This is a genomic window from Streptomyces sp. NBC_01410 (genome assembly GCF_045040195.1).
GTDB lineage: Bacteria > Actinomycetota > Actinomycetes > Streptomycetales > Streptomycetaceae > Streptomyces.
This window is the reverse complement of sequence record NZ_CP109530.1, coordinates 4,570,482-4,589,227: the sequence shown is the minus strand read 5'-3', so window position 1 is coordinate 4,589,227 and position 18,746 is coordinate 4,570,482. Positions and strand designations below refer to the sequence as shown.

The window sequence follows — 18,746 nt, the reverse complement described above, 5'->3', positions numbered from 1 at the left end:
TTTAGTCCCGCCCGGTCGGACGCCTCAGCCGTCCCACTCGCCGACGACGAGGTCATCGCCGAGGGCCAGTTCGCCCGTCCGTACCACCGAGAACTTCGAGCCGAACGCCACACCGCCCTCGGCCGCCCGCCGATAGCCCGCGAGCGTCCGCAGCGGCTCCGGGCCCGCCTTCGCGCCGCTGCTCTGGTCGACCAGGGTGACCGCACAGCGGATCGCGAGCTTCGCGTAACCGAGCTCGGCGCTCCCGACGGTGACACGCCGGGCCCGGTCCTCCGTATGCGGCTCGTCCCAGCCGTCGACCACGATGTTCGGACGGAACCGGGTCATCGGCAGCGGGCCGGAGCCCGTCTGCGCGATCCGCCGGTTCAGCGCCTGAAGGGAGGAGACCGACAGGATGTGCACCGGACTGCTGTCGGCATAGCCGGAGGTGCCGGGCGTCAACCCGTCCGTCAGGCGCCCGTGTTCCGGCGGCACGCACACGAGTCTGCTCGGTGCGCCCAGTACGCCGGAGAGCCAGTCGGCGGCTGCCGGGCCCTGGTCGATGCCCTCGTACGCCGTACCGAACAGCTCCACCCCGACCCGCGCCGACGCCCGGTCGACGTCGATACGGACGGGGTCAACACCCGGCGCGTGGAGCGTGAGCTGCCCGCCGTCGGCCGTGATCGCGGGGCGGACGACCGCAAGTCGCGGATCGCGCCGCTGGCTGCGGAACACCCCGTTCTCGCCGACCACCATGAAGCTGCGGTCATGAGCGAGACCCGCCCGCGTCATCAGCGCTTCTGTCAGCGCGACGCCCGCGCATCCCTTGACCGGATAGGACGTCAGTTCCACCACTCGGGCCACGGCGTCAGCGTACCGCTGGGCGTTTGCCTAGACCTGGGCTATGAGCGCGTACCGCTCGTCCGTCACCGGGCGTCCCCACAACTGCGGGTCGTCGCTGAGCAGTTCGATGCGCAGCGTGCCTACGAGCGGGCGCACCGCGGCCGCCAGTGCCTCCGCGCCGATGCCGCCGTGCCACGGCAGGGACTCGGCTCCGGCCACATAGGGCACACCCGTCTGGCCCGCCTCGCGCCAGCGGCCCTCGATCAGCACCAGCAGACCGCCCGGCCGCAGGCGCCCGACCCATTCGCGCAGGGCGGCTTCGGGATCGGGCAGGGTCCACAGCAGGTGCCGCGAGAGCAGGACGTCATAACGCTCGTCGCCCGTCGGCGGCAGCGCCGCGTCGCCGACCAGGAAACGGGCCGCGAACCCCGCCGCGCCCAGCTTCGCGCGGGCCTCGTCGACCATGCGGGGCGCCAGGTCGACCCCGGTGACCCGGTGACCCCACTCGGCGAGGAGCAGGGACAGGGACCCGGTGCCGCAGCCGACGTCGAGCACGTCGAGCGCATCCGCCGGGCCGGACGGAACCCAGGAGCGCAGGCGCCGGGCCCACGCGGTGCGCGTCTGTTCGGCGCGCAGACCGTGGTCCGGCTCGTCGTCGAAGGCGGCCGCGGCGGCGTCCCAGTAGTCGGTGATCGAAGCAGTCGTCCCGGTCATGCAAACGATCGTGCCAGCCGCCACTGACAATGCCCGTTGCCGTGCTACGTCTTCGCGATGAACAGGGCCAACGTCAGTACGGCGACACCACAGCCGTACAGCGCGAGCGTCACGGAGCGCGCCTCGGCGGACGGGTCCGTACCTCCGGCGCGGGAGAAGCCGCGCACGGAGGTCACGATCAGAGCGAAAGCTGCCGCGACGAAGACGGCGAACATGGAATCGGTCACCCGGCGAACGTCTCACGGGCCGTCAGACGCCGCATGCCGAGCTACTCCGTCCGCAGGAGACGGAAGGCCGGACGTCGCAAACGTCAGGCTCCCGTACGGAAACCCGCCAGCGCCTCCGTCAGCCACTTCGTCCAGAACGTCTCCAGCTCGATCCCGCCCCGCAGCACCACATGCCTCAGCCGGTCCTGCTCCGTCGCCTGCCGGTCGGGCGGGAAGTCGCGCTCCTCGATCGCCAGATACTCCTCCAACTGGCGCCGATGCAGCACGAGATGGCGTTCCAGCTCCGCCTCCAGACCCGCGCTGCCCACCACACCCGCGGCGCGCAGCCGCAGCAGCAGCGGGTCGCGCGCCGGCTTGGGGTCCTCCGACCTCGCGACCCAGGCGGTCAGCTCCTCGCGGCCCGCGGGCAGGACCTCGTACTCCTTCTTCTGCCCGCGGGTGGGCTGCGCGGCGGGAAGGGCCCGGATATGGCCCGCCTGCTCCAGTTTCCCCAGCTCGCGGTAGATCTGCTGGTGCGTGGCCGACCAGAAGTAGCCGATCGACCTGTCGAAGCGGCGGGTCAGCTCAAGACCCGACGAGGGCTTTTCGAGCAGGGCCGTGAGGATCGCGTGCGGGAGGGACATGGCCAGATCCTAGGGATCCCCTAGAGCCTGGCCGCCAGCCGCGTGCCCTGGTCGATCGCACGCTTGGCGTCCAGCTCGGCCGCCACGTCCGCGCCGCCGATCAGGTGCACCGAGCGGCCCGCGGCGCTCAGTTCCTCGTACAGTCCGCGCTGCGGCTCCTGGCCGGCGCACAGCACGACGGTGTCGACGGGCAGCACGGTGGTCGTACCGTCGACGCTGACGTGCAGGCCCTCGTCGTCGATGCGCTCGTAGGTCGCCCCGGCCGTCATCGTCACCCCGCGGTGCTTGAGTTCCGTCCGGTGGATCCAGCCCGTCGTCTTGCCCAGACCCGCGCCGACCTTGCTGCTCTTGCGCTGCAGGAGGTGGACGGACCGCGGCGGCTTCGGGCGTTCGGGCGCCCTCAGGCCGCCCCGCGCGCTGTAGCCGGTGTCGACGCCCCACTGCCGGAAGTACGTCTCGGCGTCCAGACTCGCGCCCTCGCCGCCGTCGGTCAGGAACTCCGCGACGTCGAAGCCGATACCGCCCGCGCCGATGACCGCGACCCGCTCGCCGACGGGCGCTCCGTCGCGCAGGACGTCGAGGTAGCTGAGGACGCTCGGGTGGTCGACGCCCTCGATCTCGGGGGTCCTGGGCGTGACCCCGGTGGCGACCACGATCTCGTCGTACGCGGCCGACGCGAGCTCGTCCGCGGTCGCGCGGACGCCGAGGCGGACCTCGACGCCGTGCAGTTCGAGCTGCGTACGGAAGTAGCGCAGCGTCTCGTTGAACTCTTCCTTGCCGGGGATCCGCTTGGCGACGTTCAGCTGGCCGCCTATCTCGTCCGCCGCGTCGAAGAGGGTCACCTCGTGGCCGCGCTCGGCCGCCGAGACCGCGCAGGCGAGCCCCGCGGGACCCGCGCCGATCACGGCGACGCGCTTGCGCAGCCGGGTCGGGGAGAGCACCAGCTCGGTCTCGTGGCAGGCGCGCGGGTTGACCAGGCAGGACGTGATCTTCCCGCTGAAGGTGTGGTCCAGGCACGCCTGGTTGCAGCCGATGCAGGTGTTGATGGTCTCCGCGCGGTCCGCCTGCGCCTTGGCGACGAATTCGGGGTCGGCGAGGAACGGGCGGGCCAGCGACACCATGTCCGCGCGGCCCTCGGCGAGCAGCTGCTCGGCGACCTCGGGGGTGTTGATGCGGTTGCTGGTCACCAGGGGGACGGAGACGGAGCCCATCAGCTTCCTGGTCACCCAGGTGTACGCGCCGCGCGGCACCGAGGTCGCGATGGTGGGGATACGGGCCTCGTGCCAGCCGATCCCGGTGTTGATGATCGTCGCTCCGGCCGCCTCGATCTCCTTGGCGAGCGTGACCACCTCTTCGAGCGAGGAGCCGCCGGGGACGAGATCGAGCATGGAGAGGCGGTAGATCAGGATGAAGTCGGGGCCGACGCGCTCACGGGTGCGGCGGACGATCTCCAGGGGGAGCCGGATCCGGTTCTCGTACGAGCCGCCCCAGCGGTCGGTGCGGTGGTTGGTGGCGGCGGCGATGAACTCATTGATGAAGTAGCCCTCGGAGCCCATGATCTCGACGCCGTCGTACCCGGCGGACTGCGCGAGCCGTGCCGCCCGTACGTAGTCCTCGATGGTCTCCTCGACCTCGGCGTCGGTGAGGGCGTGCGGGACGAAGGGGCTGATGGGGGCCTGGATGGCGCTGGGCGCGACGAGGTCCGCGTGGTACGCGTACCGGCCGAAGTGCAGGATCTGCATCGCGATGCGCCCGCCCTCGGCGTGCACCGACTCGGTGACGGTCCTGTGCTGCTCCGCCTCGGCCTCGGTGGTCAGCTTGGCGCCGCCCTCGTACGGGCGGCCGCGGTCGTTGGGCGCGATGCCGCCGGTGACGATGAGGCCGGCGCCGCCGCGGGCGCGGGCGGCGTAGAAGGCGGCCATCCGCTCGAAGCCGTTCTCCGCCTCTTCGAGGCCGATGTGCATGGAGCCCATGAGCACCCGGTTGGGCAGGGTGGTGAACCCGAGGTCGAGCGGGCTCAGCAGATGCGGGTACGGGTTCGGGTTCGGGCTCATGGGGGCGCCTCCTCGCGCAGGGGTCGACGGTCCAGTTGTAGCGACCCCGAAGCGATTATGCAACAAGGTGCAAAAGAGTGGGTCGGGTGATCTCGGCTACTCGGTCGCGACAGTCCGACAAGTGTGCTGATCAGTCGTAAGGGTGATGGTGGTGGTCCGGCCGGGTCGCGCGCCCGTAGCGTGCCGCTGTGGCGGGATGGAAGCAGTTGTGCGTACTGGGGATCGTGGCGATTCTGGGCTCGCAGGGGTGCGGCATCGCCTTGTGCGTGGACGTCGGGCCGCTGTCGGTTCACATCGGGAGCTGCACGCCGGCGCCAAGACCGACGCCGACACCTGCTCCCGTGCCCACGCCCACGCAGCCCGTGCCGTCGGCTCCGGCACCGCCCAGCACTCCGGCGGGCCCGCCGCCCCCGCCCCCGCCGCCGTCGCCCGCGCCGGTCGAGCCCGAGCCGCCCTCGCCCCGGCCCCCGGGACCCGCCCCCTCGAAGGCACCCGCCGCGGATCCGCCTGCCGCTCCGGCTCCGGCTCCCGGGGCGACGCCCACGGCGCGGCCGAGCGTCCATGCCGTACGCAACTACCGCCGGGCGACCGGGAAACCGGCCGCCACCGGGACCCCGCTCACGGTCCTGATGCTGGTGACAACCACCCCGGCGGTCCTGGCGGCCGCAGCGCTGCGGCCCCGCTCACGGTCCGCCGCCTCCGGGCGCGGCCGTTCCTGAACCACCGTCCCCTCCCCGGCTCCCCACACACCCTCCGGAGAACTGTCATGTCGGAATGGCTGGTCCTGGTCCTCGCGATGGCCGCCGCGTGCGCCTTCGTCCTCGTCATCGTGCTGTTCAGGCAGTACCGGCTGAGCAGGGCGGGGGTGGCGGAGGAGGACGGCAGCGAGACGCCCGACGTCCTCGAATACATGACGATGATGGTCGGCGTCGTGTACGCGATCGTGCTCGGTCTGGCCATCGCGGGCGTGTGGGAGGCGCGGAGCGCCGCGCAGGACGACGTACGGCGCGAGGCGCAGGCCCTCCACGAGGTGTCCCAGCGGGCCCAGGTCTATCCGGCCGACGTCCGGGAGAAGCTGCATGCGGACATCAACCGGTACGTCTCCCATGTCGTCCGGGTGGAATGGCCGAGGATGGTCAACCACAACGAACTGCCCGACCGTGGCACGGAGTTGCTCGCGGCGGTCCGTACCGGCATCGCGGAGAGGGCGCCGGCCGGCGAACTGGAGGCGCAGGCCTACCAGCCGATGCTCGACCAGATCGCGATCGCGGACGACGCGCGCAACGCCCGCGCGGAGAACGCCGGGGAGACGCTGCCGGGTGTGGTGTGGTTCGGCCTGATCACCGGCGCGCTGGTGACGGTCGGCCTGATCTTCACTCTGCAGATCGGCCGCACACCGAGGGAGCTGCTGATGGCAGGCCTCTTCAGCGCGCTGATCGCGTTCCTGCTCTTCCTGGTCTGGGACTTCGACGCACCGTTCGGCCGCTCGGGCTCGGAGTCGGCGGACGCGTTCCGCCAGCTGTTCGCGACGGCGGCGGGGAAGGGCTGAGCGGGGCGGCCGGGGGTGCTGCGGGTCCGCTTACTTCTGCTTACTTCTGCGCGTGCTCCCCCACGTAGAAGAGCAGGTACACGAACCCGGCGAACAGATGCGTCGCGAAGATGTACACGAAGACCCGGAGTGCAACCCCCCGCTCCTTCCAGCTCTCGCTCTCGCTCACCCGTCGCTCCTCTCGTCACCGTTGCGTCATTCGCTAAGTCACTCAGTCAATCCGTCGCTCCAGAGTACGGGCGGCGGAATAGACGAAACCCGTCCTCCGTTCCAGCTGGCAGTTTAGGATTCAACCAACTGGCCCCCTGGAGGCGACCACGATGCAGTTCGGGATCTTCACCGTCGGCGATGTGACCACCGATCCGACCAACGGCCGTACGCCGACCGAGCACCAGCGGATCAAGGCAATGGTCGCCATCGCGCTGAAGGCCGAAGAGGTCGGACTCGACGTCTTCGCGACCGGTGAGCATCACAACCCGCCCTTCGTGCCCTCCTCGCCCACCACCCTGCTCGGGCACATCGCCGCCCGCACCGAGAACCTCATCCTGTCCACCTCCACGACGCTGATCACCACCAACGACCCGGTGAAGATCGCCGAGGACTACGCGATGCTCCAGCACCTGGCCGACGGCCGGGTCGACCTGATGATGGGCCGCGGCAACACCGGGCCGGTCTATCCGTGGTTCGGGCAGGACATCCGCCACGGCATCCCGCTCGCCATGGAGAACTACGCCCTGCTGCACAAGCTGTGGCGCGAGGACGTCGTGGACTGGGAGGGCAGGTTCCGTACGCCGCTGCAGAGCTTCACCGCGACGCCGCGCCCGCTGGACGGCATCCCGCCGTTCGTCTGGCACGGCTCCATCCGTTCCCCCGAGATCGCCGAGCAGGCCGCGTACTACGGCGACGGCTTCTTCCACAACAACATCTTCTGGCCGATGGAGCACACCAGGAAGATGGTCGAGCTCTACCGCAAGCGTTACGCGCACTACGGCCACGGCACCCCCGAGCAGGCCATCGTCGGACTCGGCGGACAGGTCTTCATGCGCAAGAACTCCCAGGACGCGGTGGCCGAGTTCCGGCCCTACTTCGACAACGCACCGGTCTACGGACACGGGCCCTCGCTCGAGGACTTCACCGAGCAGACCCCGCTGACCGTCGGCTCCCCGCAGGAAGTCATCGAGCGCACGCTCGGCTTCCGCGAGGCCGTGGGCGACTACCAGCGCCAGCTGTTCCTGATGGACCACGCCGGACTGCCGCTGAAGACGGTCCTGGAGCAGCTCGACATCCTCGGCGAGGAGGTCGTACCGGTGCTGCGCAAGGAATTCGCGAACCTGCGGCCGGCGGGTGTGCCTCAGACCGCGCCGCTGCACCCCGCCGTAGACGTAGCCACGAAGGAGGCATAACCACATGACAACGCTGAAGCTGGTCGCCGTGTCGGCGGGGCTGAGCGTGCCGTCGTCGACCCGGCTGCTGGCCGACCGGCTGACTCAGTCCGTACGGGGCGGGCTCGGCGAGCAGGACGTCGACGTGCAGGTGCGCGTCGTCGAGCTGCGTGAGCTGGCGGTGCCGATCGCCAACAATCTGGTGACCGGGTTCCCGGCGCCCGCGCTCGCCGACGCCATCGAGGCGGTGACGGACGCGGACGGGCTGATCGCGGTGACGCCGGTGTTCGCGGCCTCGTACAGCGGTCTGTTCAAGTCGTTCTTCGACCTGATCGAGCCCGATGCGCTCACCAGGAAGCCGGTGCTGATCGCGGCGACCGGTGGAACGGCACGGCACTCGCTGGTGCTGGAGCACGCGCTGCGACCGCTGTTCGCCCATCTGCGGGCGCTGGTCGTGCCGACGGCGGTCTACGCGGCTTCGGAGGACTGGGGCGGGACGGGCGACGCCCTTACCGACACGCTGCCGCAGCGGATCGAACGCGCGGGCGGTGAGCTCGCGGGCCTGATGACGGGCAGCGTCGGCGCGGGCGTCAGGACGGGTGCGCAGGTGCCCGCGGCCCGTATCGCGTAGGTCGTCACAGGGGGTGCCCCGGCAGGGGCACCCGCTAGTCCTCTCTCATGTAGAAGAGGTAGAAGGACACGGCGAGCATCACCGCGCCGAAGATGGCCCCTATCCCGACGGAGCTCAGAACGCTCGCCCCGGTCAGGCTGTACAGGAAGCCGACGGCCACGCCGCACAGTGCCCCGTACGCCCCGGCGCGCAGCTCACGCGGCAGCAGGTGCTGGGTCCGGCCGAGAACGAACGCCAGCGCCGCGAGAACCACGCCGGCGACGAAGGCGTAGAGGACATCACCCCAGGTGACGTCACCCCAGGCGTGGCGGATGAACAGCACGTAGGTGCCGTAGGCGAGGCCCAGGCAGACGGGCATCGCCCAGCCGAGAGAACCGTGGTGCCGTGCGGGCACCGCTGCGTGTGCGGCCATGGCGGAGAGCTCCCTTCCTCTCGTCCCCCGCGTCCTCCTTTCAGAGCACACCCGCGCCCACCGCCTGGCAAGTCCGGCGACAGGCTCGGACGACGGGCGGGGATGACCAGCACGCGCACCCGCCCGGTCGGCGGCGCACCGCTCGCGAGCGGCCCTCGGCCCGCGTTCCCTTGAGCTGTGCGGAGCTTCCTCTCAGCGGCGTCGGCGGTGCTGCTCGTCCTCGTGGCCCTCCTGACGCCGCTGAGCGCGCTCGCGGTCTGGGCCGACAGGGAGATGGGCGACACCGAAAGCTATGTCGCCACGATGGCGCCGCTCGCCGCCGACCCCGCCGTGCAGAACGCCGTCGCCGACCGCATCACCGACGAGGCGATGGCGAAGTTCGACGCGGGTCTCTTCCATGAAGGTGTACGGAACCTGCTGCACGAGGCCGTGTTCTCCTTCTCCGGCACCGACGCCTACAAAACCGCCTGGAACACGGTCAACCGCGCGGCGCACACCGCCGTCGAGCAGGCGCTGACCAGCGACAACGGCGACAGCGTGAGCATGGACCTGGGGCCCGTCTTCGCGCAGGTCAAGCAGCAGCTCAGCGACGAGGGGGTGCCGTTCGCGGACCACATCCCCGTGGAGCGCACCCCGATCACGATCCTGGAGTCCGACAAGCTCGGCGTGGCGCGCGAGGTCTTCGACGGGCTGCAGATCGCGGGGGTGTGGCTGCCGGTGGCGACGCTGCTGCTCGCGGTGGCCGCGTTGCTGCTCGCCGCACGCCGGGTCCGCGCCCTGACGGGCCTCGGCCTCGCCCTCGCGGCGGGCGGCGCCCTGCTGCGCCTCGTGGTCACGATCGGCCACGGCCTCGCCCTGGACGACCTCCCCCCGGACGTCGACCGCGCGGCGGCGGGGGCGGTGTACGACGTCCTGACGCAGACGCTTCGGACGACGTCGTGGTGGATGACGGGGGTGGGGGTGGGGATTGCGGTGGGGGCGTGGGGGGTGGGGCGGTGGCGGCGGGCGCACTTCGGCCCAACCGCTCGCGACCGCCCAACACAACGCCTGTGCACTGTCGTTGATGTCGGATGGTGATGTCAGCTCGGAGGACCGCATGGAACGTGTCGAGGCTGAACTGAATGAGACGGAAACTGAGACGGAGCGTGCCTGGCCAGGTGACGACGAGTCCCCGCCGGCGTTAGCGTGCGGCGGTGATCAGCAATGAGGGGGAACGGCTGGGAGCCGACGCCGCAGTGACCGACCGGGCGGCCGACGGCATCGGCGGGGCGCTCGGCGTCGTCAGACGCTACCGCAGCGCGCTGTGCGGCCTCACGCTCCGCGTGTCCGCCCTGACAGCCGTGCTCGGCTGCGCGATCGTGGCCGGCGGATTCGCGGCGACATGGGACACCTTCGAGGGCGTCCGGGACTACGCGGACTCCAACATCGCCAACGAGGACTCCTACGTTGCCTACGCCGACGGTGGCATGCCCCCGTTGGTAAGGGCCGGTGTCGCGGTGTCGCTGCTGTTGCTCGTTCTGGCACTCCTCGTCGTCTCCGTCCTGCACACCGCGTACGCCGTCGGCGACTCTCATGCCACGCGCGACGGCGGACCGCTGGCCACCGGCGAGTTGTGGCGGCGCACCCGCCGGCGCCTTCCCGCCGCCCTCGTGGTCAACGCGCTGACCGGACTGGCTGTGGGCGCCATAGCGGTGGCGGGCCTGGTGCTGTGGAGCATCGTCGACAGCGGCAAGGTGCCTGGTGTCGAGCCCACGCCCCTGCACGAAACCGCGACCCCGCAGTACGCACTGGTGGGATGGGTGCTGCCGATCGCCGTGTGGTGTCTCGGCCCGCTGCTGTACTTCCGCCTGTCGGTGGCCACCGCCGAGACGGTGCTGGAGCGCCGTTCCCCATTCGTGGCGTTGTACCGCTCCTGGGTGCTGACCCGCCGCGCACGATGGCGCACCCTCGGCGCGGGCACGCTGGTCACCGCGGCCGCCGTGCTCGTCTTCTGGCTCGCCCGGTACGCGGCCGCTCCCCTCGCCCACCCCGCCGGACTCGGCATGCTGTGGCTCAGCGACGACAATGTGTGGATCACCGGCGTGCTGGTGATGATCCTGCCCACAGCCGTGGCCCTTCTCCTGCTGCCTCCGGTGGTCATGCCGCTGGTGTGCGCGGTGTTCGCCCGTCTCCACGGAGACCTGCGCGCTCAGGAAGAGGCGGGTGCTGGGGCGGTGGGTTCTTCGGCGGCCTTCAGCCGAGCTGCTCGGCCAGCCCGACGATGATGCCCTCGGGGCCGCGGACGTAGCAGAGCCGATAGCTGTCCTCGTACTGCGCCAGCTCGCCGACGAGTTCGGCGCCGTGGGTGCGCAGGCGGGCTACGACGTCCTCGATGTCGTCGACGGCGAACATGATGCGACGAATGCCCAGCGTGTTCGCCGGTGCGTCCTTCGGTTCGGCGCTGATCGCCTTCGGCGTGTGAAACTTCGCCAGCTCGATTCGGCCGTGGCCGTCCGGGGTCCGCAGCATTGCGATGTCCTGTCGGACGTCGTCGATCCCGATGACACGCTCCACCCAACGTCCCTCGATTGGCGCCTTGCCCTCCAGCGCCATGCCAAGTTCCACGAAGAACGCAATAACAGTGTCAAGGTCGTCGACAACGATGAGGACGTTGTCCATCCGCTGGATCGTCATGCTGAGCCTCCTTGGGTGTGGCACGGCCACGATGGCCGCATCTGCCCCTGAGACGTAGCCGCCAGGCCGTTCTCGACATCCGCTTCAGGAGTTGATGTGGTCAGGCTTGGATGTCAGACGGGGTGAGGCACGATGCTCACGGCCCGGTAGTCGTAGCCGTCCTGTTTGAAGCCTGGGGCTTCCCACGAGAGGTCCACTTGCCGGCCGGGCGAGAGGGTGCGGACCCGGCCATCTGGCGGGTGGCACATGCGCGGGAGGCCTGTGGGGAACCTGTGGTGCCGGGCGTGTCCATGGCAGTCATCTGCTAACTTCCTGACGGTTGTGACCTGGCCCAACTTCCCTGTCCGGAAGCTGGGTCGGGGTCGGGGACGCGGGAAACGGGGGAAGGGTCATGACCTCTGCGAAGGGCTACCAGGTCGGGCACAAGGGCATGTCGGGCCAGGCCGGCGAACTGGACGGTTCCGGCAACGACGTGGGCAAGATCCGCAAGGCCGTCGCCAGCACGATGTGCTACACGCAGGACGCCCTCGGCGGCTCCGACACCGGGCCCGCGTTCAACGCGTTCGCGGCCGCCTGGGAGGCCGAGACCAAGGTCCTCGAGGCGGCCCTGCACGAACTCGCGGACAAGGTCCGCCTCTCCAGCCACGCGTACCGCGGTTCCGACATCGACGTCCGTACGGGGGCCCACGCCGTCTCCGTCGGCTCGGCGGCCGACCCGGGCGTCAGCACGATGCCGGCTCACGCCCAGCGCCCGTCCGCGCTGGCCTCCTACTGACGGGGCACGCGTCCATGACGGAATCCACGAACGACCGCAGGCAGAAGCTCGACGGCCTGCGCGGGCGCATCTCCTCGGCAGGCAGCAAGAACGACCTGATCGACGCGATCGAGGACGCCCTCGGCGTCTCGGCACCGGTCGGCGACCCGAAGGTGATCGAGGCCCTGGGCAAGCGCTACACCGGCCAGACCGACGAGGCCGACAAGGTGAGCGACCGGATCGCCAAGATCGCCCGCAAGGGTCTGCCACAGGTCTGGGTCGGCGACACGAGCGTCCTCGCCTCCGACGTGGTGGGCGCCGCCGCCCGCGACGCCCAGCAAATGATCGAGGCGTTCCAGGGCGGTGGCAAGGCACTGATCGCGCTGTCCGACGCGCTGGAGATCGCGCAGTCCAAGGACGGCACCGGCCGCGGCAAGCTGCGCGACGCCCGCACCATGCTCGGCGGCAAGGACGGCTTCTTCGACGACTGGCACGAGGACGACGACGAGGAGGAACTCCGTCTGCGGGCCCGCTCGCTGGCCTCCCAAGGCGTCGACGACCTGCACACGGCGGCCGCCGACGCCGACGACGCCGCCCGCGTCGCGGCCCGCGACCTCAACAAGTTCGCCGCCGAGGCCCGCGCCGGCCAGATGGACACCGACGAACTGACCGCCGCCGACCGCCTCGCCCTCGCCGACACCAGCAACGTCGGCGGCGACGCCGAACTGAACGAGATCCTCAGCGCCAACGACCTCGAACGCTCGGGCCGCGCCATGGAGAACCTCTCGCCCGCCGAACGGGCCCGTATGGAACTGCTCCTGGCGAACGCGTCGAGCCCGCAGGAGAAGGCGTACCTCATGAAGGCCCTCGCCTCGGGCTACGACGTCGGTGAGGTCGAGAAGTTCGGCGGGAAGATCCACGGCAAGGACTCGACGTGGCTCCAGGAGCACCTGGCGCCGGTCACCACCGGCATGACCCCGGGGCAGAAGGGGAAGGAGGACCAGAAGTTCGGTGACGAGAATTGGTCCCAGGACGACGCGACCTGCGTGCCGTCCTCGACGGTCACCGCGCGCGCCTTGGTCGATCCGGTCTACGCCCTCGAGCTCACCGGTGGTCCCGACGGCCAGGACAATGACCCCGATCACTTCCGCGAGCGTCTGCACGACGAGCAGTTCCGGATGAACGAGGAGGGCGACGGCGATTACGACGGCTGGTGGTGGGACCGCCACCCGGCCGGTATGGACTCCGACGGGCAGGAGGAGATCTCGAACAAGGAGATCGGCCCGCACACCGGCGACAAGTACGACACGCAGGACATGGACGGCGCCGACGACCGGCGCGGTGTCCTGCCCGACATCGAGAAGTCCGTGGCCGATGGCAAGCCGGTCCCCATCAACATCTCCCGCAAGGACGAGAACGGCGACTGGGTCGGCCACAGCCTGGTGATCGTCGGGCACGAGGACGGGAAGCTACAGGTCTACAACCCCTGGGGCACCACCGCGTGGGTGAGCGAGGACGACTTCATCAACGGCGACCTCAGCGCGGCCACCGACGACCGCTACTCAAAGGCCCACGACGGCGATGTCGAAACCGTCTACATCGAGCGGAACTGAGGGTGTCCATGCCGTCTTCTCTGCGTACGGCGCCCGTGCTGGCCGCCCTGCTCCTCGTCCTCACCGGCTGCGGCGACTCCGAGTACGAGACCGACGAGCGGACTGTCTCGGTCGACCACGGCGAGCAGTTCACGCTGAAGGTCCCGGCCAGCCCAGAGCTCGGCCAGAACTGGTACCTGGCGGACCCGCGCCCGGACCCGGAAGTCCTGGAGTACCGGGGCTTCCGCGAGGACGACAGTGTCAGTGACGGAGCTCAGTTCTTCGACTTCACCGCACTCTCGCCCGGGAAGGCGACGGTGAAGCTGCTGTTCTGCCCCTACGCCCGGTGCAGCAGCGCCAACGAGGTCGCAGCGTCGCCGGTCCCGACGGCCACGAGCACCCCGAAGAACGCCGACCAGGAACCCGCCTACTACCTCTATACGATCACCGTCCGCTGAGCCGGACCGGAACGGAACGACGATGGTCCACGACCGCTCCCCACGCACCGACGACGAGGTGCTCGCCGCCACCGACATCGAGGCACTACTGCGCCACGGCCTCAGCCGCGACACCTTCCGCACCGCGCTCTTCGGGGACGGTGCGATCGCCGCCGCCGTCACCCTCGACCGGCTCGGAGTGCTGCCGCGCTCGGTGGCGTACGTCGCGAAGATCGTCCGGGCCGGCGGCCTCTTGTACGCGGCCGGACTGCCCGAGCCCCTGCCGTCCACTGCCGCGTCCGCCCACCTGCGGGACTGGCTGGAGACCGCCGCGCAGGTCGCGGGCGCACCGGACGACGAGGCGCGCGCCGCACGCTGGCTGGACACCGTCGCCGAGCTCATCGGCCTGCGCCGCGGCAGCCGGGCCGCAGGCGCCCCTCAGGCGCCCCTCCCCGCCTCCCCCGGCCACGCGGGTCAGCACCCCCAACTACGAGCGCTACGGCCGTAGTTGGGGGCGCAGGTCACACGACGCCCCCGCGCACCCGACCCGTCACCTCACGTGGCCGAAACTCTCCGTGCTCAGCGTCGCGAACTCCTGTGCGTCGTGCGAGGAGAAGATACGGATCAGCCTCGGGTCCGCCCTGCGCAGCTCCCTCAGGCGTTCCAGCTGCGTCAGGCGCTGGCCGTGGTTCTCCGCCACCAGCCGCTGGTGCAGCGCCAGCGGGCGGGGGCAGCGCGGTCTGCGCAGGTCCATCTCGCCGTGGAAGAAGTACGCGTCGCCCGCGTGCAGCAGCCAGCGGTCCGGCTGCTGGACCGCCACCGCGCAGTGGCCCCGCGTGTGGCCCGGCAGCGGGACCATCAGGACGTCCGGGAAGCGCAGGACACGGGATGCCGCGAAGCCGTGCCAGTTGGAGTCCGCCGTGTCGTGGACGGTCCAGCGCGGGCCGTGGATCCACTGCGCGGTGATGTAGCGGCCGGCGTCAAGGCGCGTGTCGCGGCGCATCGCCGCGCGGTACTCGTCGGCCATCACATGCACCCGCGCATCGGGGAAGTCCGCGAGACCGCCCGCGTGGTCGAGATCGAGATGCGTGAGCACGATGTCCTGCACGTCGCGCGGGTCGTATCCGAGCGCCCGTATCTGGTGGTACGCCGTGTGCGCCATGGCCAGTTGGGGCCGCATGGTCCGCCGGAAGAACGTGCCGAGCCGCCGCGGGTCGGCCACGTCCGCGGTGCCGAGGCCCGTGTCGATGAGGACGAGGCTGCTGCCGGTCTCCGCCAGCAGGCAGTGGGCGACCAGCGGGGCGCCGCCGACCGGATGCATCGGGGCGCAGTCGAGATGGTGGACGGTGGGCACAGACATGCGTTGCGCGCCTCCGGCTTACGCGGGGAGAGGGAGGGACGGCGCGAGGCCGAGCCGGGCGGGGACGGTCGCGGGGGCGGCCGAGGGGGCGAAGTGGCCGCGCTCGCAGACCAGTTCAACCCGCCGACCGGTGGCGTCCGCCGCGGGCCCGTCGACGAGCTGACCCGTCGCGACGGTCTCGTACCGGGGTTGACCGAAGGTCTTCCGGGTGCCGCCGTGCGCGTGCCGGTTCTCGCTCGCCATGTGCGCGAGGACGAGTGCCTCGCGCGCTTCCTTGCTCATCTTCCGGGCCCTCCAGGCCAGTCCATTCCGTACTTACGCCGTAAGTACGGGACCGAGAGAAGCACTTACGCTGTAAGTCGTCAAGGAGTAGGGCACGAGTCCGCGAAACCCACCCAGGAGCCCCCCGATGTCTGACGGAAGATCCCGTCAACACCCCACGGAGCGCAGCACATCCGCCCCTGGCGAGGAGCGGGAACCCCGCGAGCCGCTGTCGCGCGAGCGGATCGTCGAGGCCGCGCTGACGATCATCGACAACGAGGGCGTGGACGCGCTCTCCATGCGCCGGATCGCCACCACCCTCGGTGTCCAGGCCATGTCGCTCTACAACCATGTCGACAGCAAGGCGGACGTCCTCGACGGAGTCACCGAGTTCATCACCCATGACATGCAGCTCTCCCGCCGCTCCGGCGGCGGCTGGGAGGACGGCATCCGTTCGGTCGCGCACGCCTTCCGGCGGGCGTCCCTGCGCCACCCGCGCGCCTGCGAGCTCGTCCTCACCCGCCAGCTGTCCTCCCCCAGTGCGCTCCCCACCATCAACTGCTCCCTCGCCGTCCTGCTCGACCACGGCTTCGACGAGGCGGACGCCGTACACGCCCTGCGGCTGCTCATCGCCTTCCAGGTCGGCTCCCTGCTGCGGGAATTCCACTCGCCCTCGGTCAAGGGTGAGGACGAGTCGGCGGTACGGGAGCGCACGGAGCAGCTCGCGAACTCGGGCTTCCCGGCGGTGGCGAAACTCGCGCCGAAGCTCGCGGTGATCGATCACGATGCGGAGTTCACCTTCGGGGTAGAGCTGCTGATCGACGCCCTCCGCCCGTATGCTCCGAAGGAGGACTGACCATCCCGCGGCTCGGAGGCCGGTTGTGAACAGCGCCATATCGGCGGCGGCCCCGGACACGCCTGCGGACGCATCCTTCCGCTCCTCGGACGGACGGCGCGCCGCTGCCTGGCTCGCGGGCCTGCTGCTCCTCGCTCCCAGCGTGGTCGTGGGCTGCCGTGTCGCGGACACCGACGGGATCACGCCCGTCCCCCAGCTGCTCGCCTTCCTGCCCTGGCTGCTGCTGCCCGCGGGAGCCGCACTGCTGCTCGCCCTGCTCGCGCGCTGGCGTACGGGCATGATCTGGGCCGCCGCCGTACTCGCCGTCACGGGGTGGTTCGTCAGGCCGTACGACACCGGGCTGACCGACGATCCGCCGGGGCGGGTCGTCGCCCGCGTCACGGTGCTCGCATCGAACATCGAGTTCGGGAACGCCACCGAGGGGCTGCTGGCCACCATCCGCCGGGAAAAGCCCGACCTGGTCTTCGTCGAGGAATGCGACAGCACCTGCTCGGACGTGCTCGCGGCCAGGGTCTCGCGCACCGACTATCCGTACCGCAATGTCGTCGAGGGCTACTCGGCCGCCGGATCGGCGATCCTCAGCAAGTATCCGCTGCGCGCGGCGCCGGGGATCGACAGTGAGCTCGCGATGCCCGGCTCGGTCGCCGACGTCGCCGGGCACCCGGTGAATGTGCAGCTCGCGCACCCCCTGCCGCCCATGCCCGGCGCCATCGGCGACTGGCGCCGCGATCTGGGCCGGGTGCGTTCGTACGCGAGCGGGGTGAAGGGCGAGCCGACCCTGGTGGCAGGCGACTTCAACGCCACTCAGGATCACGCCGCCTTCCGCCGCATCCTCGACGCCGGTCAGCTGCGCGACAGCGCCACCCTCGTGGGCGCGGACCGCACCCCGTCCTGGCCGACCGCGGTCCGCCGCCCGCTGGGCGCGCAGATCGACCATGTGCTGGTCAGCGAGGACTTCTCGGTCCGCTCGGCACGCTTCCTGGACCTGGCGGACACCGATCACCGCGCGCTGCTCGTGGGGCTCGAACTGCACGACGTGCGCTGAGTGCGCGCCCGCGTAAGAGTGGGGTCGTGAGGGTGGTGAGAAGCAGGGGCCGTCCGTCAGGAGGCGTTCCGGATGCGCGCTGTCGCGGTCAGGGCCTTCAAGGCCGAGGCCGAGCTGATCCAGGTACCCAAGCCGGAGCCCGGCGAGGGCGAGGTGCTGGTGAAGATCGCGTACGCGGCTCTCAACCCCTTCGACTGGAAAGCCGCCGACGGAGCGCTCGCCGGCCGGGTCCCGCATGTCTTCCCGCTGGTCATCGGCTCGGACTTCGCGGGCAGGGTGGATGTGGTCGGCCCCGGCGACAGCCGGTTCCGGGTGGGTGACGCGGTCTTCGGCCAGGCGACCAGGCCGCCGGTCGGCACCGGTACGTACGCCGAGTACGTGGTCATGCCGCAGGACGCGGCCATCGCCTTCGTCCCCGACGGCCTCCCGCTGAGAACGGCGGCCATGCTGCCCACGGCCGGGATGACCGCCGCGCAGCTGCTGGACGCGGCGAAGGTGGGCGCCGGGCAGTCCCTGCTGCTCATCGGCGCCGCGGGCGGCGTCGGCACCTTCCTGACCCAACTCGCCGCGGCCCGTGGCATCCAGGTCCTGGCGGCCGTACGCGGCGACGAGCACGGCAGGATGTCCGCGCTCGGCGCGGCGGCGACCATCGACACCACCTCCCGCGATCTTCCGTCCGCGGTACGGGACGCCTGCCCCGACGGCGTCGACGTGCTGGTCGACCTGGTGTCGGCCGACGCCTCCTCCTTCGCGGCGAACGCCGCCCTCGTGCACGCCGGCGGCCGCGCGCTGACCACCCGCGGCGTGGCGGGCGAGGCCCGGCTCCCGGCCGGCGTCGAGGGCATCGACTTCCGGCAGCACCCCTCAGCCGCCCTGCTGGACACCCTGGCCGCGGCCGCCGCCGACGGCTCCCTGCGGGCGCCCGTGGACGCCGAACTCCCCTTGGAGAAAGCGCCGGACGCGCTCGCGCGGTCCCGCGCGGGCGGGGCACGCGGCAAGACGGTCTTCGTACTCTGAGAGCAGGAGCCATGGACAACGACCAGATACTCGGCAGCATCAGCGAACTCGTCGCCGAGGAACGCGCGCTGCGGGCGCGCACGTCCGAGGAGCACGGCCTCGACTCCGGCCAGCAGGCGCGGCTGCGCGACCTCGAGGTCCAGCTCGACCAGTGCTGGGACCTGCTGCGCCGGCGCCGCGCCAAGGCGGAGTTCGGGGAGGACCCGGACACGGCGAGGGTGCAGCCCGCCGACGAGGTGGAGGGCTACCTGGGCTGACCGCCCGCCTTCCCTCAGGCGAGTGGCGAAGGGGAGTTACGCAGGAGAGTTGCGCGGGCCGCCCACTTCGAGGTCTTTTG

25 protein-coding genes and 1 pseudogene are annotated in these 18,746 nt (G+C 70.8%); 13 read left to right on the top strand and 13 right to left on the bottom strand.

Going from position 1 to position 18,746, the window contains the following annotated elements; genetic code table 11:
• Positions 1–24 precede the first annotated feature (24 nt).
• The 7 genes from OG741_RS21045 to OG741_RS21015 all read right to left on the bottom strand — a co-directional run bounded on the left by OG741_RS21045 (position 25) and on the right by OG741_RS21015 (position 5,164).
• Positions 25–843, bottom strand: a complete 819-nt coding sequence (locus OG741_RS21045; RefSeq protein WP_405600093.1) for an MOSC domain-containing protein — start codon at positions 841–843, stop codon at positions 25–27.
• A gap of 27 nt (positions 844–870) precedes the next feature.
• Positions 871–1,536: a class I SAM-dependent methyltransferase gene (locus OG741_RS21040; RefSeq protein ID WP_405600090.1), complete on the bottom strand. Its 666-nt coding sequence runs from the start codon at positions 1,534–1,536 to the stop codon at positions 871–873.
• Positions 1,537–1,580: 44 nt separating this feature from the next.
• Entirely contained in the window at positions 1,581–1,763 is a 183-nt protein-coding gene (locus OG741_RS21035) for a hypothetical protein (RefSeq protein ID WP_405600089.1), read from the bottom strand.
• An 83-nt stretch (positions 1,764–1,846) separates the two neighbouring features.
• On the bottom strand, positions 1,847–2,386 hold the full coding sequence (locus OG741_RS21030; RefSeq protein ID WP_405600087.1) for a PadR family transcriptional regulator: 540 nt from the start codon (positions 2,384–2,386) through the stop codon (positions 1,847–1,849).
• A 20-nt stretch (positions 2,387–2,406) separates the two neighbouring features.
• A complete protein-coding gene (locus OG741_RS21025; RefSeq protein WP_405600085.1) occupies positions 2,407–4,440 on the bottom strand; it encodes an FAD-dependent oxidoreductase in 2,034 nt (677 codons plus the stop codon).
• Between the two features lie 289 nt (positions 4,441–4,729).
• Positions 4,730–4,984, bottom strand: a complete 255-nt coding sequence (locus OG741_RS21020; protein WP_405600083.1) for a hypothetical protein — start codon at positions 4,982–4,984, stop codon at positions 4,730–4,732.
• A gap of 30 nt (positions 4,985–5,014) precedes the next feature.
• Positions 5,015–5,164 (bottom strand): hypothetical protein, encoded by a 150-nt coding sequence (locus OG741_RS21015; RefSeq protein WP_405600080.1) that lies wholly within the window; start codon positions 5,162–5,164, stop codon positions 5,015–5,017.
• Positions 5,165–5,206: 42 nt separating this feature from the next.
• Here OG741_RS21015 and OG741_RS21010 point away from each other — a divergent pair, with 42 nt between their 5' ends.
• Positions 5,207–5,989 (top strand): hypothetical protein, encoded by a 783-nt coding sequence (locus OG741_RS21010; protein WP_405600078.1) that lies wholly within the window; start codon positions 5,207–5,209, stop codon positions 5,987–5,989.
• Between the two features lie 40 nt (positions 5,990–6,029).
• Here the strand turns inward: OG741_RS21010 and OG741_RS21005 are convergent, their stop codons facing one another.
• Positions 6,030–6,158 (bottom strand): DUF6126 family protein, encoded by a 129-nt coding sequence (locus OG741_RS21005; RefSeq protein WP_222123134.1) that lies wholly within the window; start codon positions 6,156–6,158, stop codon positions 6,030–6,032.
• A gap of 151 nt (positions 6,159–6,309) precedes the next feature.
• Here OG741_RS21005 and OG741_RS21000 point away from each other — a divergent pair, with 151 nt between their 5' ends.
• Complete coding sequence (locus tag OG741_RS21000) at positions 6,310–7,392, top strand: LLM class flavin-dependent oxidoreductase (protein ID WP_405600075.1); 1,083 nt, start codon at positions 6,310–6,312, stop codon at positions 7,390–7,392.
• 4 nt (positions 7,393–7,396) lie between these two features.
• A complete protein-coding gene (locus OG741_RS20995; protein ID WP_405600073.1) occupies positions 7,397–8,002 on the top strand; it encodes an FMN reductase in 606 nt (201 codons plus the stop codon).
• 34 nt (positions 8,003–8,036) lie between these two features.
• On the opposite strand, the gene OG741_RS20990 is transcribed toward OG741_RS20995, so the two are convergent.
• Complete coding sequence (locus OG741_RS20990) at positions 8,037–8,414, bottom strand: hypothetical protein (RefSeq protein WP_405600071.1); 378 nt, start codon at positions 8,412–8,414, stop codon at positions 8,037–8,039.
• A gap of 177 nt (positions 8,415–8,591) precedes the next feature.
• Between OG741_RS20990 and OG741_RS20985 the strand changes: the two genes are divergently transcribed.
• Together OG741_RS20985 and OG741_RS20980 are read left to right on the top strand one after the other, a co-directional pair.
• Positions 8,592–9,491, top strand: a complete 900-nt coding sequence (locus tag OG741_RS20985) for a hypothetical protein (RefSeq protein WP_405600068.1) — start codon at positions 8,592–8,594, stop codon at positions 9,489–9,491.
• Between the two features lie 116 nt (positions 9,492–9,607).
• Positions 9,608–10,678: a hypothetical protein gene (locus tag OG741_RS20980; RefSeq protein WP_405600066.1), complete on the top strand. Its 1,071-nt coding sequence runs from the start codon at positions 9,608–9,610 to the stop codon at positions 10,676–10,678.
• Here the strand turns inward: OG741_RS20980 and OG741_RS20975 are convergent.
• Together OG741_RS20975 and OG741_RS20970 are read right to left on the bottom strand one after the other, a co-directional pair.
• The gene (locus OG741_RS20975) at positions 10,647–11,087 is read right to left on the bottom strand and encodes a VOC family protein (protein WP_405600065.1); all 441 of its coding nucleotides are present in this window, start codon (positions 11,085–11,087) and stop codon (positions 10,647–10,649) included. The genes OG741_RS20980 and OG741_RS20975 overlap by 32 nt on opposite strands.
• A gap of 113 nt (positions 11,088–11,200) precedes the next feature.
• Positions 11,201–11,308: pseudogene (locus tag OG741_RS20970) on the bottom strand (cold shock domain-containing protein); the annotation flags it as partial.
• A gap of 170 nt (positions 11,309–11,478) precedes the next feature.
• Here OG741_RS20970 and OG741_RS20965 point away from each other — a divergent pair.
• From OG741_RS20965 to OG741_RS20950, 4 genes are read left to right on the top strand one after another with little or no spacing between them, the layout of a single operon-like run.
• Complete coding sequence (locus OG741_RS20965; RefSeq protein ID WP_405600063.1) at positions 11,479–11,862, top strand: hypothetical protein; 384 nt, start codon at positions 11,479–11,481, stop codon at positions 11,860–11,862.
• Positions 11,863–11,876: 14 nt separating this feature from the next.
• On the top strand, positions 11,877–13,454 hold the full coding sequence (locus OG741_RS20960) for a peptidoglycan-binding protein (protein WP_405600062.1): 1,578 nt from the start codon (positions 11,877–11,879) through the stop codon (positions 13,452–13,454).
• A gap of 8 nt (positions 13,455–13,462) precedes the next feature.
• Positions 13,463–13,891: a hypothetical protein gene (locus OG741_RS20955; protein ID WP_405600060.1), complete on the top strand. Its 429-nt coding sequence runs from the start codon at positions 13,463–13,465 to the stop codon at positions 13,889–13,891.
• Between the two features lie 22 nt (positions 13,892–13,913).
• Positions 13,914–14,378 carry a hypothetical protein gene (locus tag OG741_RS20950; protein WP_405600058.1) on the top strand — a complete coding sequence of 155 codons (465 nt, stop codon included), beginning with the start codon at positions 13,914–13,916 and terminating at the stop codon, positions 14,376–14,378.
• 42 nt (positions 14,379–14,420) lie between these two features.
• On the opposite strand, the gene OG741_RS20945 is transcribed toward OG741_RS20950, so the two are convergent.
• Both OG741_RS20945 and OG741_RS20940 read right to left on the bottom strand, forming a co-directional pair.
• A complete protein-coding gene (locus OG741_RS20945) occupies positions 14,421–15,230 on the bottom strand; it encodes an MBL fold metallo-hydrolase (protein WP_405600056.1) in 810 nt (269 codons plus the stop codon).
• Positions 15,231–15,248: 18 nt separating this feature from the next.
• Positions 15,249–15,512, bottom strand: coding sequence for a hypothetical protein (locus OG741_RS20940; RefSeq protein WP_405600055.1), 264 nt, complete (start codon positions 15,510–15,512; stop codon positions 15,249–15,251).
• A 127-nt stretch (positions 15,513–15,639) separates the two neighbouring features.
• Between OG741_RS20940 and OG741_RS20935 the strand changes: the two genes are divergently transcribed.
• The 4 genes from OG741_RS20935 (at position 15,640) to OG741_RS20920 (ending at position 18,666) form a co-directional block, all read left to right on the top strand.
• On the top strand, positions 15,640–16,347 hold the full coding sequence (locus tag OG741_RS20935; RefSeq protein ID WP_405600052.1) for a TetR/AcrR family transcriptional regulator C-terminal domain-containing protein: 708 nt from the start codon (positions 15,640–15,642) through the stop codon (positions 16,345–16,347).
• Complete coding sequence (locus OG741_RS20930; RefSeq protein ID WP_405600050.1) at positions 16,328–17,392, top strand: endonuclease/exonuclease/phosphatase family protein; 1,065 nt, start codon at positions 16,328–16,330, stop codon at positions 17,390–17,392. Before OG741_RS20935 ends, OG741_RS20930 begins: the two co-directional genes overlap by 20 nt.
• A gap of 72 nt (positions 17,393–17,464) precedes the next feature.
• Positions 17,465–18,409 carry an NADP-dependent oxidoreductase gene (locus tag OG741_RS20925; protein WP_405600048.1) on the top strand — a complete coding sequence of 315 codons (945 nt, stop codon included), beginning with the start codon at positions 17,465–17,467 and terminating at the stop codon, positions 18,407–18,409.
• Between the two features lie 11 nt (positions 18,410–18,420).
• Positions 18,421–18,666, top strand: coding sequence for a DUF2630 family protein (locus tag OG741_RS20920; protein ID WP_324990664.1), 246 nt, complete (start codon positions 18,421–18,423; stop codon positions 18,664–18,666).
• Positions 18,667–18,746: the final 80 nt, after the last annotated feature.

Bases quoted from the DNA above. Each gene is read 5' to 3' on its own strand.
- OG741_RS20945 (WP_405600056.1), bottom strand. From the start codon at position 15,230: ATGTCTGTGCCCACCGTCCACCATCTCGACTGCGCCCCGATGCATCCG.
- OG741_RS20925 (WP_405600048.1), top strand. From the start codon at position 17,465: ATGCGCGCTGTCGCGGTCAGGGCCTTCAAGGCCGAGGCCGAGCTGATC.
- OG741_RS21010 (WP_405600078.1), top strand. From the start codon at position 5,207: ATGTCGGAATGGCTGGTCCTGGTCCTCGCGATGGCCGCCGCGTGCGCC.
- OG741_RS21000 (WP_405600075.1), top strand. From the start codon at position 6,310: ATGCAGTTCGGGATCTTCACCGTCGGCGATGTGACCACCGATCCGACC.
- OG741_RS20990 (WP_405600071.1), bottom strand. From the start codon at position 8,414: ATGGCCGCACACGCAGCGGTGCCCGCACGGCACCACGGTTCTCTCGGC.
- OG741_RS20920 (WP_324990664.1), top strand. From the start codon at position 18,421: ATGGACAACGACCAGATACTCGGCAGCATCAGCGAACTCGTCGCCGAG.
- OG741_RS20930 (WP_405600050.1), top strand. From the start codon at position 16,328: ATGCTCCGAAGGAGGACTGACCATCCCGCGGCTCGGAGGCCGGTTGTG.
- OG741_RS20935 (WP_405600052.1), top strand. From the start codon at position 15,640: ATGTCTGACGGAAGATCCCGTCAACACCCCACGGAGCGCAGCACATCC.
- OG741_RS20940 (WP_405600055.1), bottom strand. From the start codon at position 15,512: ATGAGCAAGGAAGCGCGCGAGGCACTCGTCCTCGCGCACATGGCGAGC.
- OG741_RS21040 (WP_405600090.1), bottom strand. From the start codon at position 1,536: ATGACCGGGACGACTGCTTCGATCACCGACTACTGGGACGCCGCCGCG.
- OG741_RS20995 (WP_405600073.1), top strand. From the start codon at position 7,397: ATGACAACGCTGAAGCTGGTCGCCGTGTCGGCGGGGCTGAGCGTGCCG.
- OG741_RS20960 (WP_405600062.1), top strand. From the start codon at position 11,877: ATGACGGAATCCACGAACGACCGCAGGCAGAAGCTCGACGGCCTGCGC.
- OG741_RS21025 (WP_405600085.1), bottom strand. From the start codon at position 4,440: ATGAGCCCGAACCCGAACCCGTACCCGCATCTGCTGAGCCCGCTCGAC.
- OG741_RS21030 (WP_405600087.1), bottom strand. From the start codon at position 2,386: ATGTCCCTCCCGCACGCGATCCTCACGGCCCTGCTCGAAAAGCCCTCG.
- OG741_RS20975 (WP_405600065.1), bottom strand. From the start codon at position 11,087: ATGACGATCCAGCGGATGGACAACGTCCTCATCGTTGTCGACGACCTT.
- OG741_RS20965 (WP_405600063.1), top strand. From the start codon at position 11,479: ATGACCTCTGCGAAGGGCTACCAGGTCGGGCACAAGGGCATGTCGGGC.
- OG741_RS20955 (WP_405600060.1), top strand. From the start codon at position 13,463: ATGCCGTCTTCTCTGCGTACGGCGCCCGTGCTGGCCGCCCTGCTCCTC.
- OG741_RS20950 (WP_405600058.1), top strand. From the start codon at position 13,914: ATGGTCCACGACCGCTCCCCACGCACCGACGACGAGGTGCTCGCCGCC.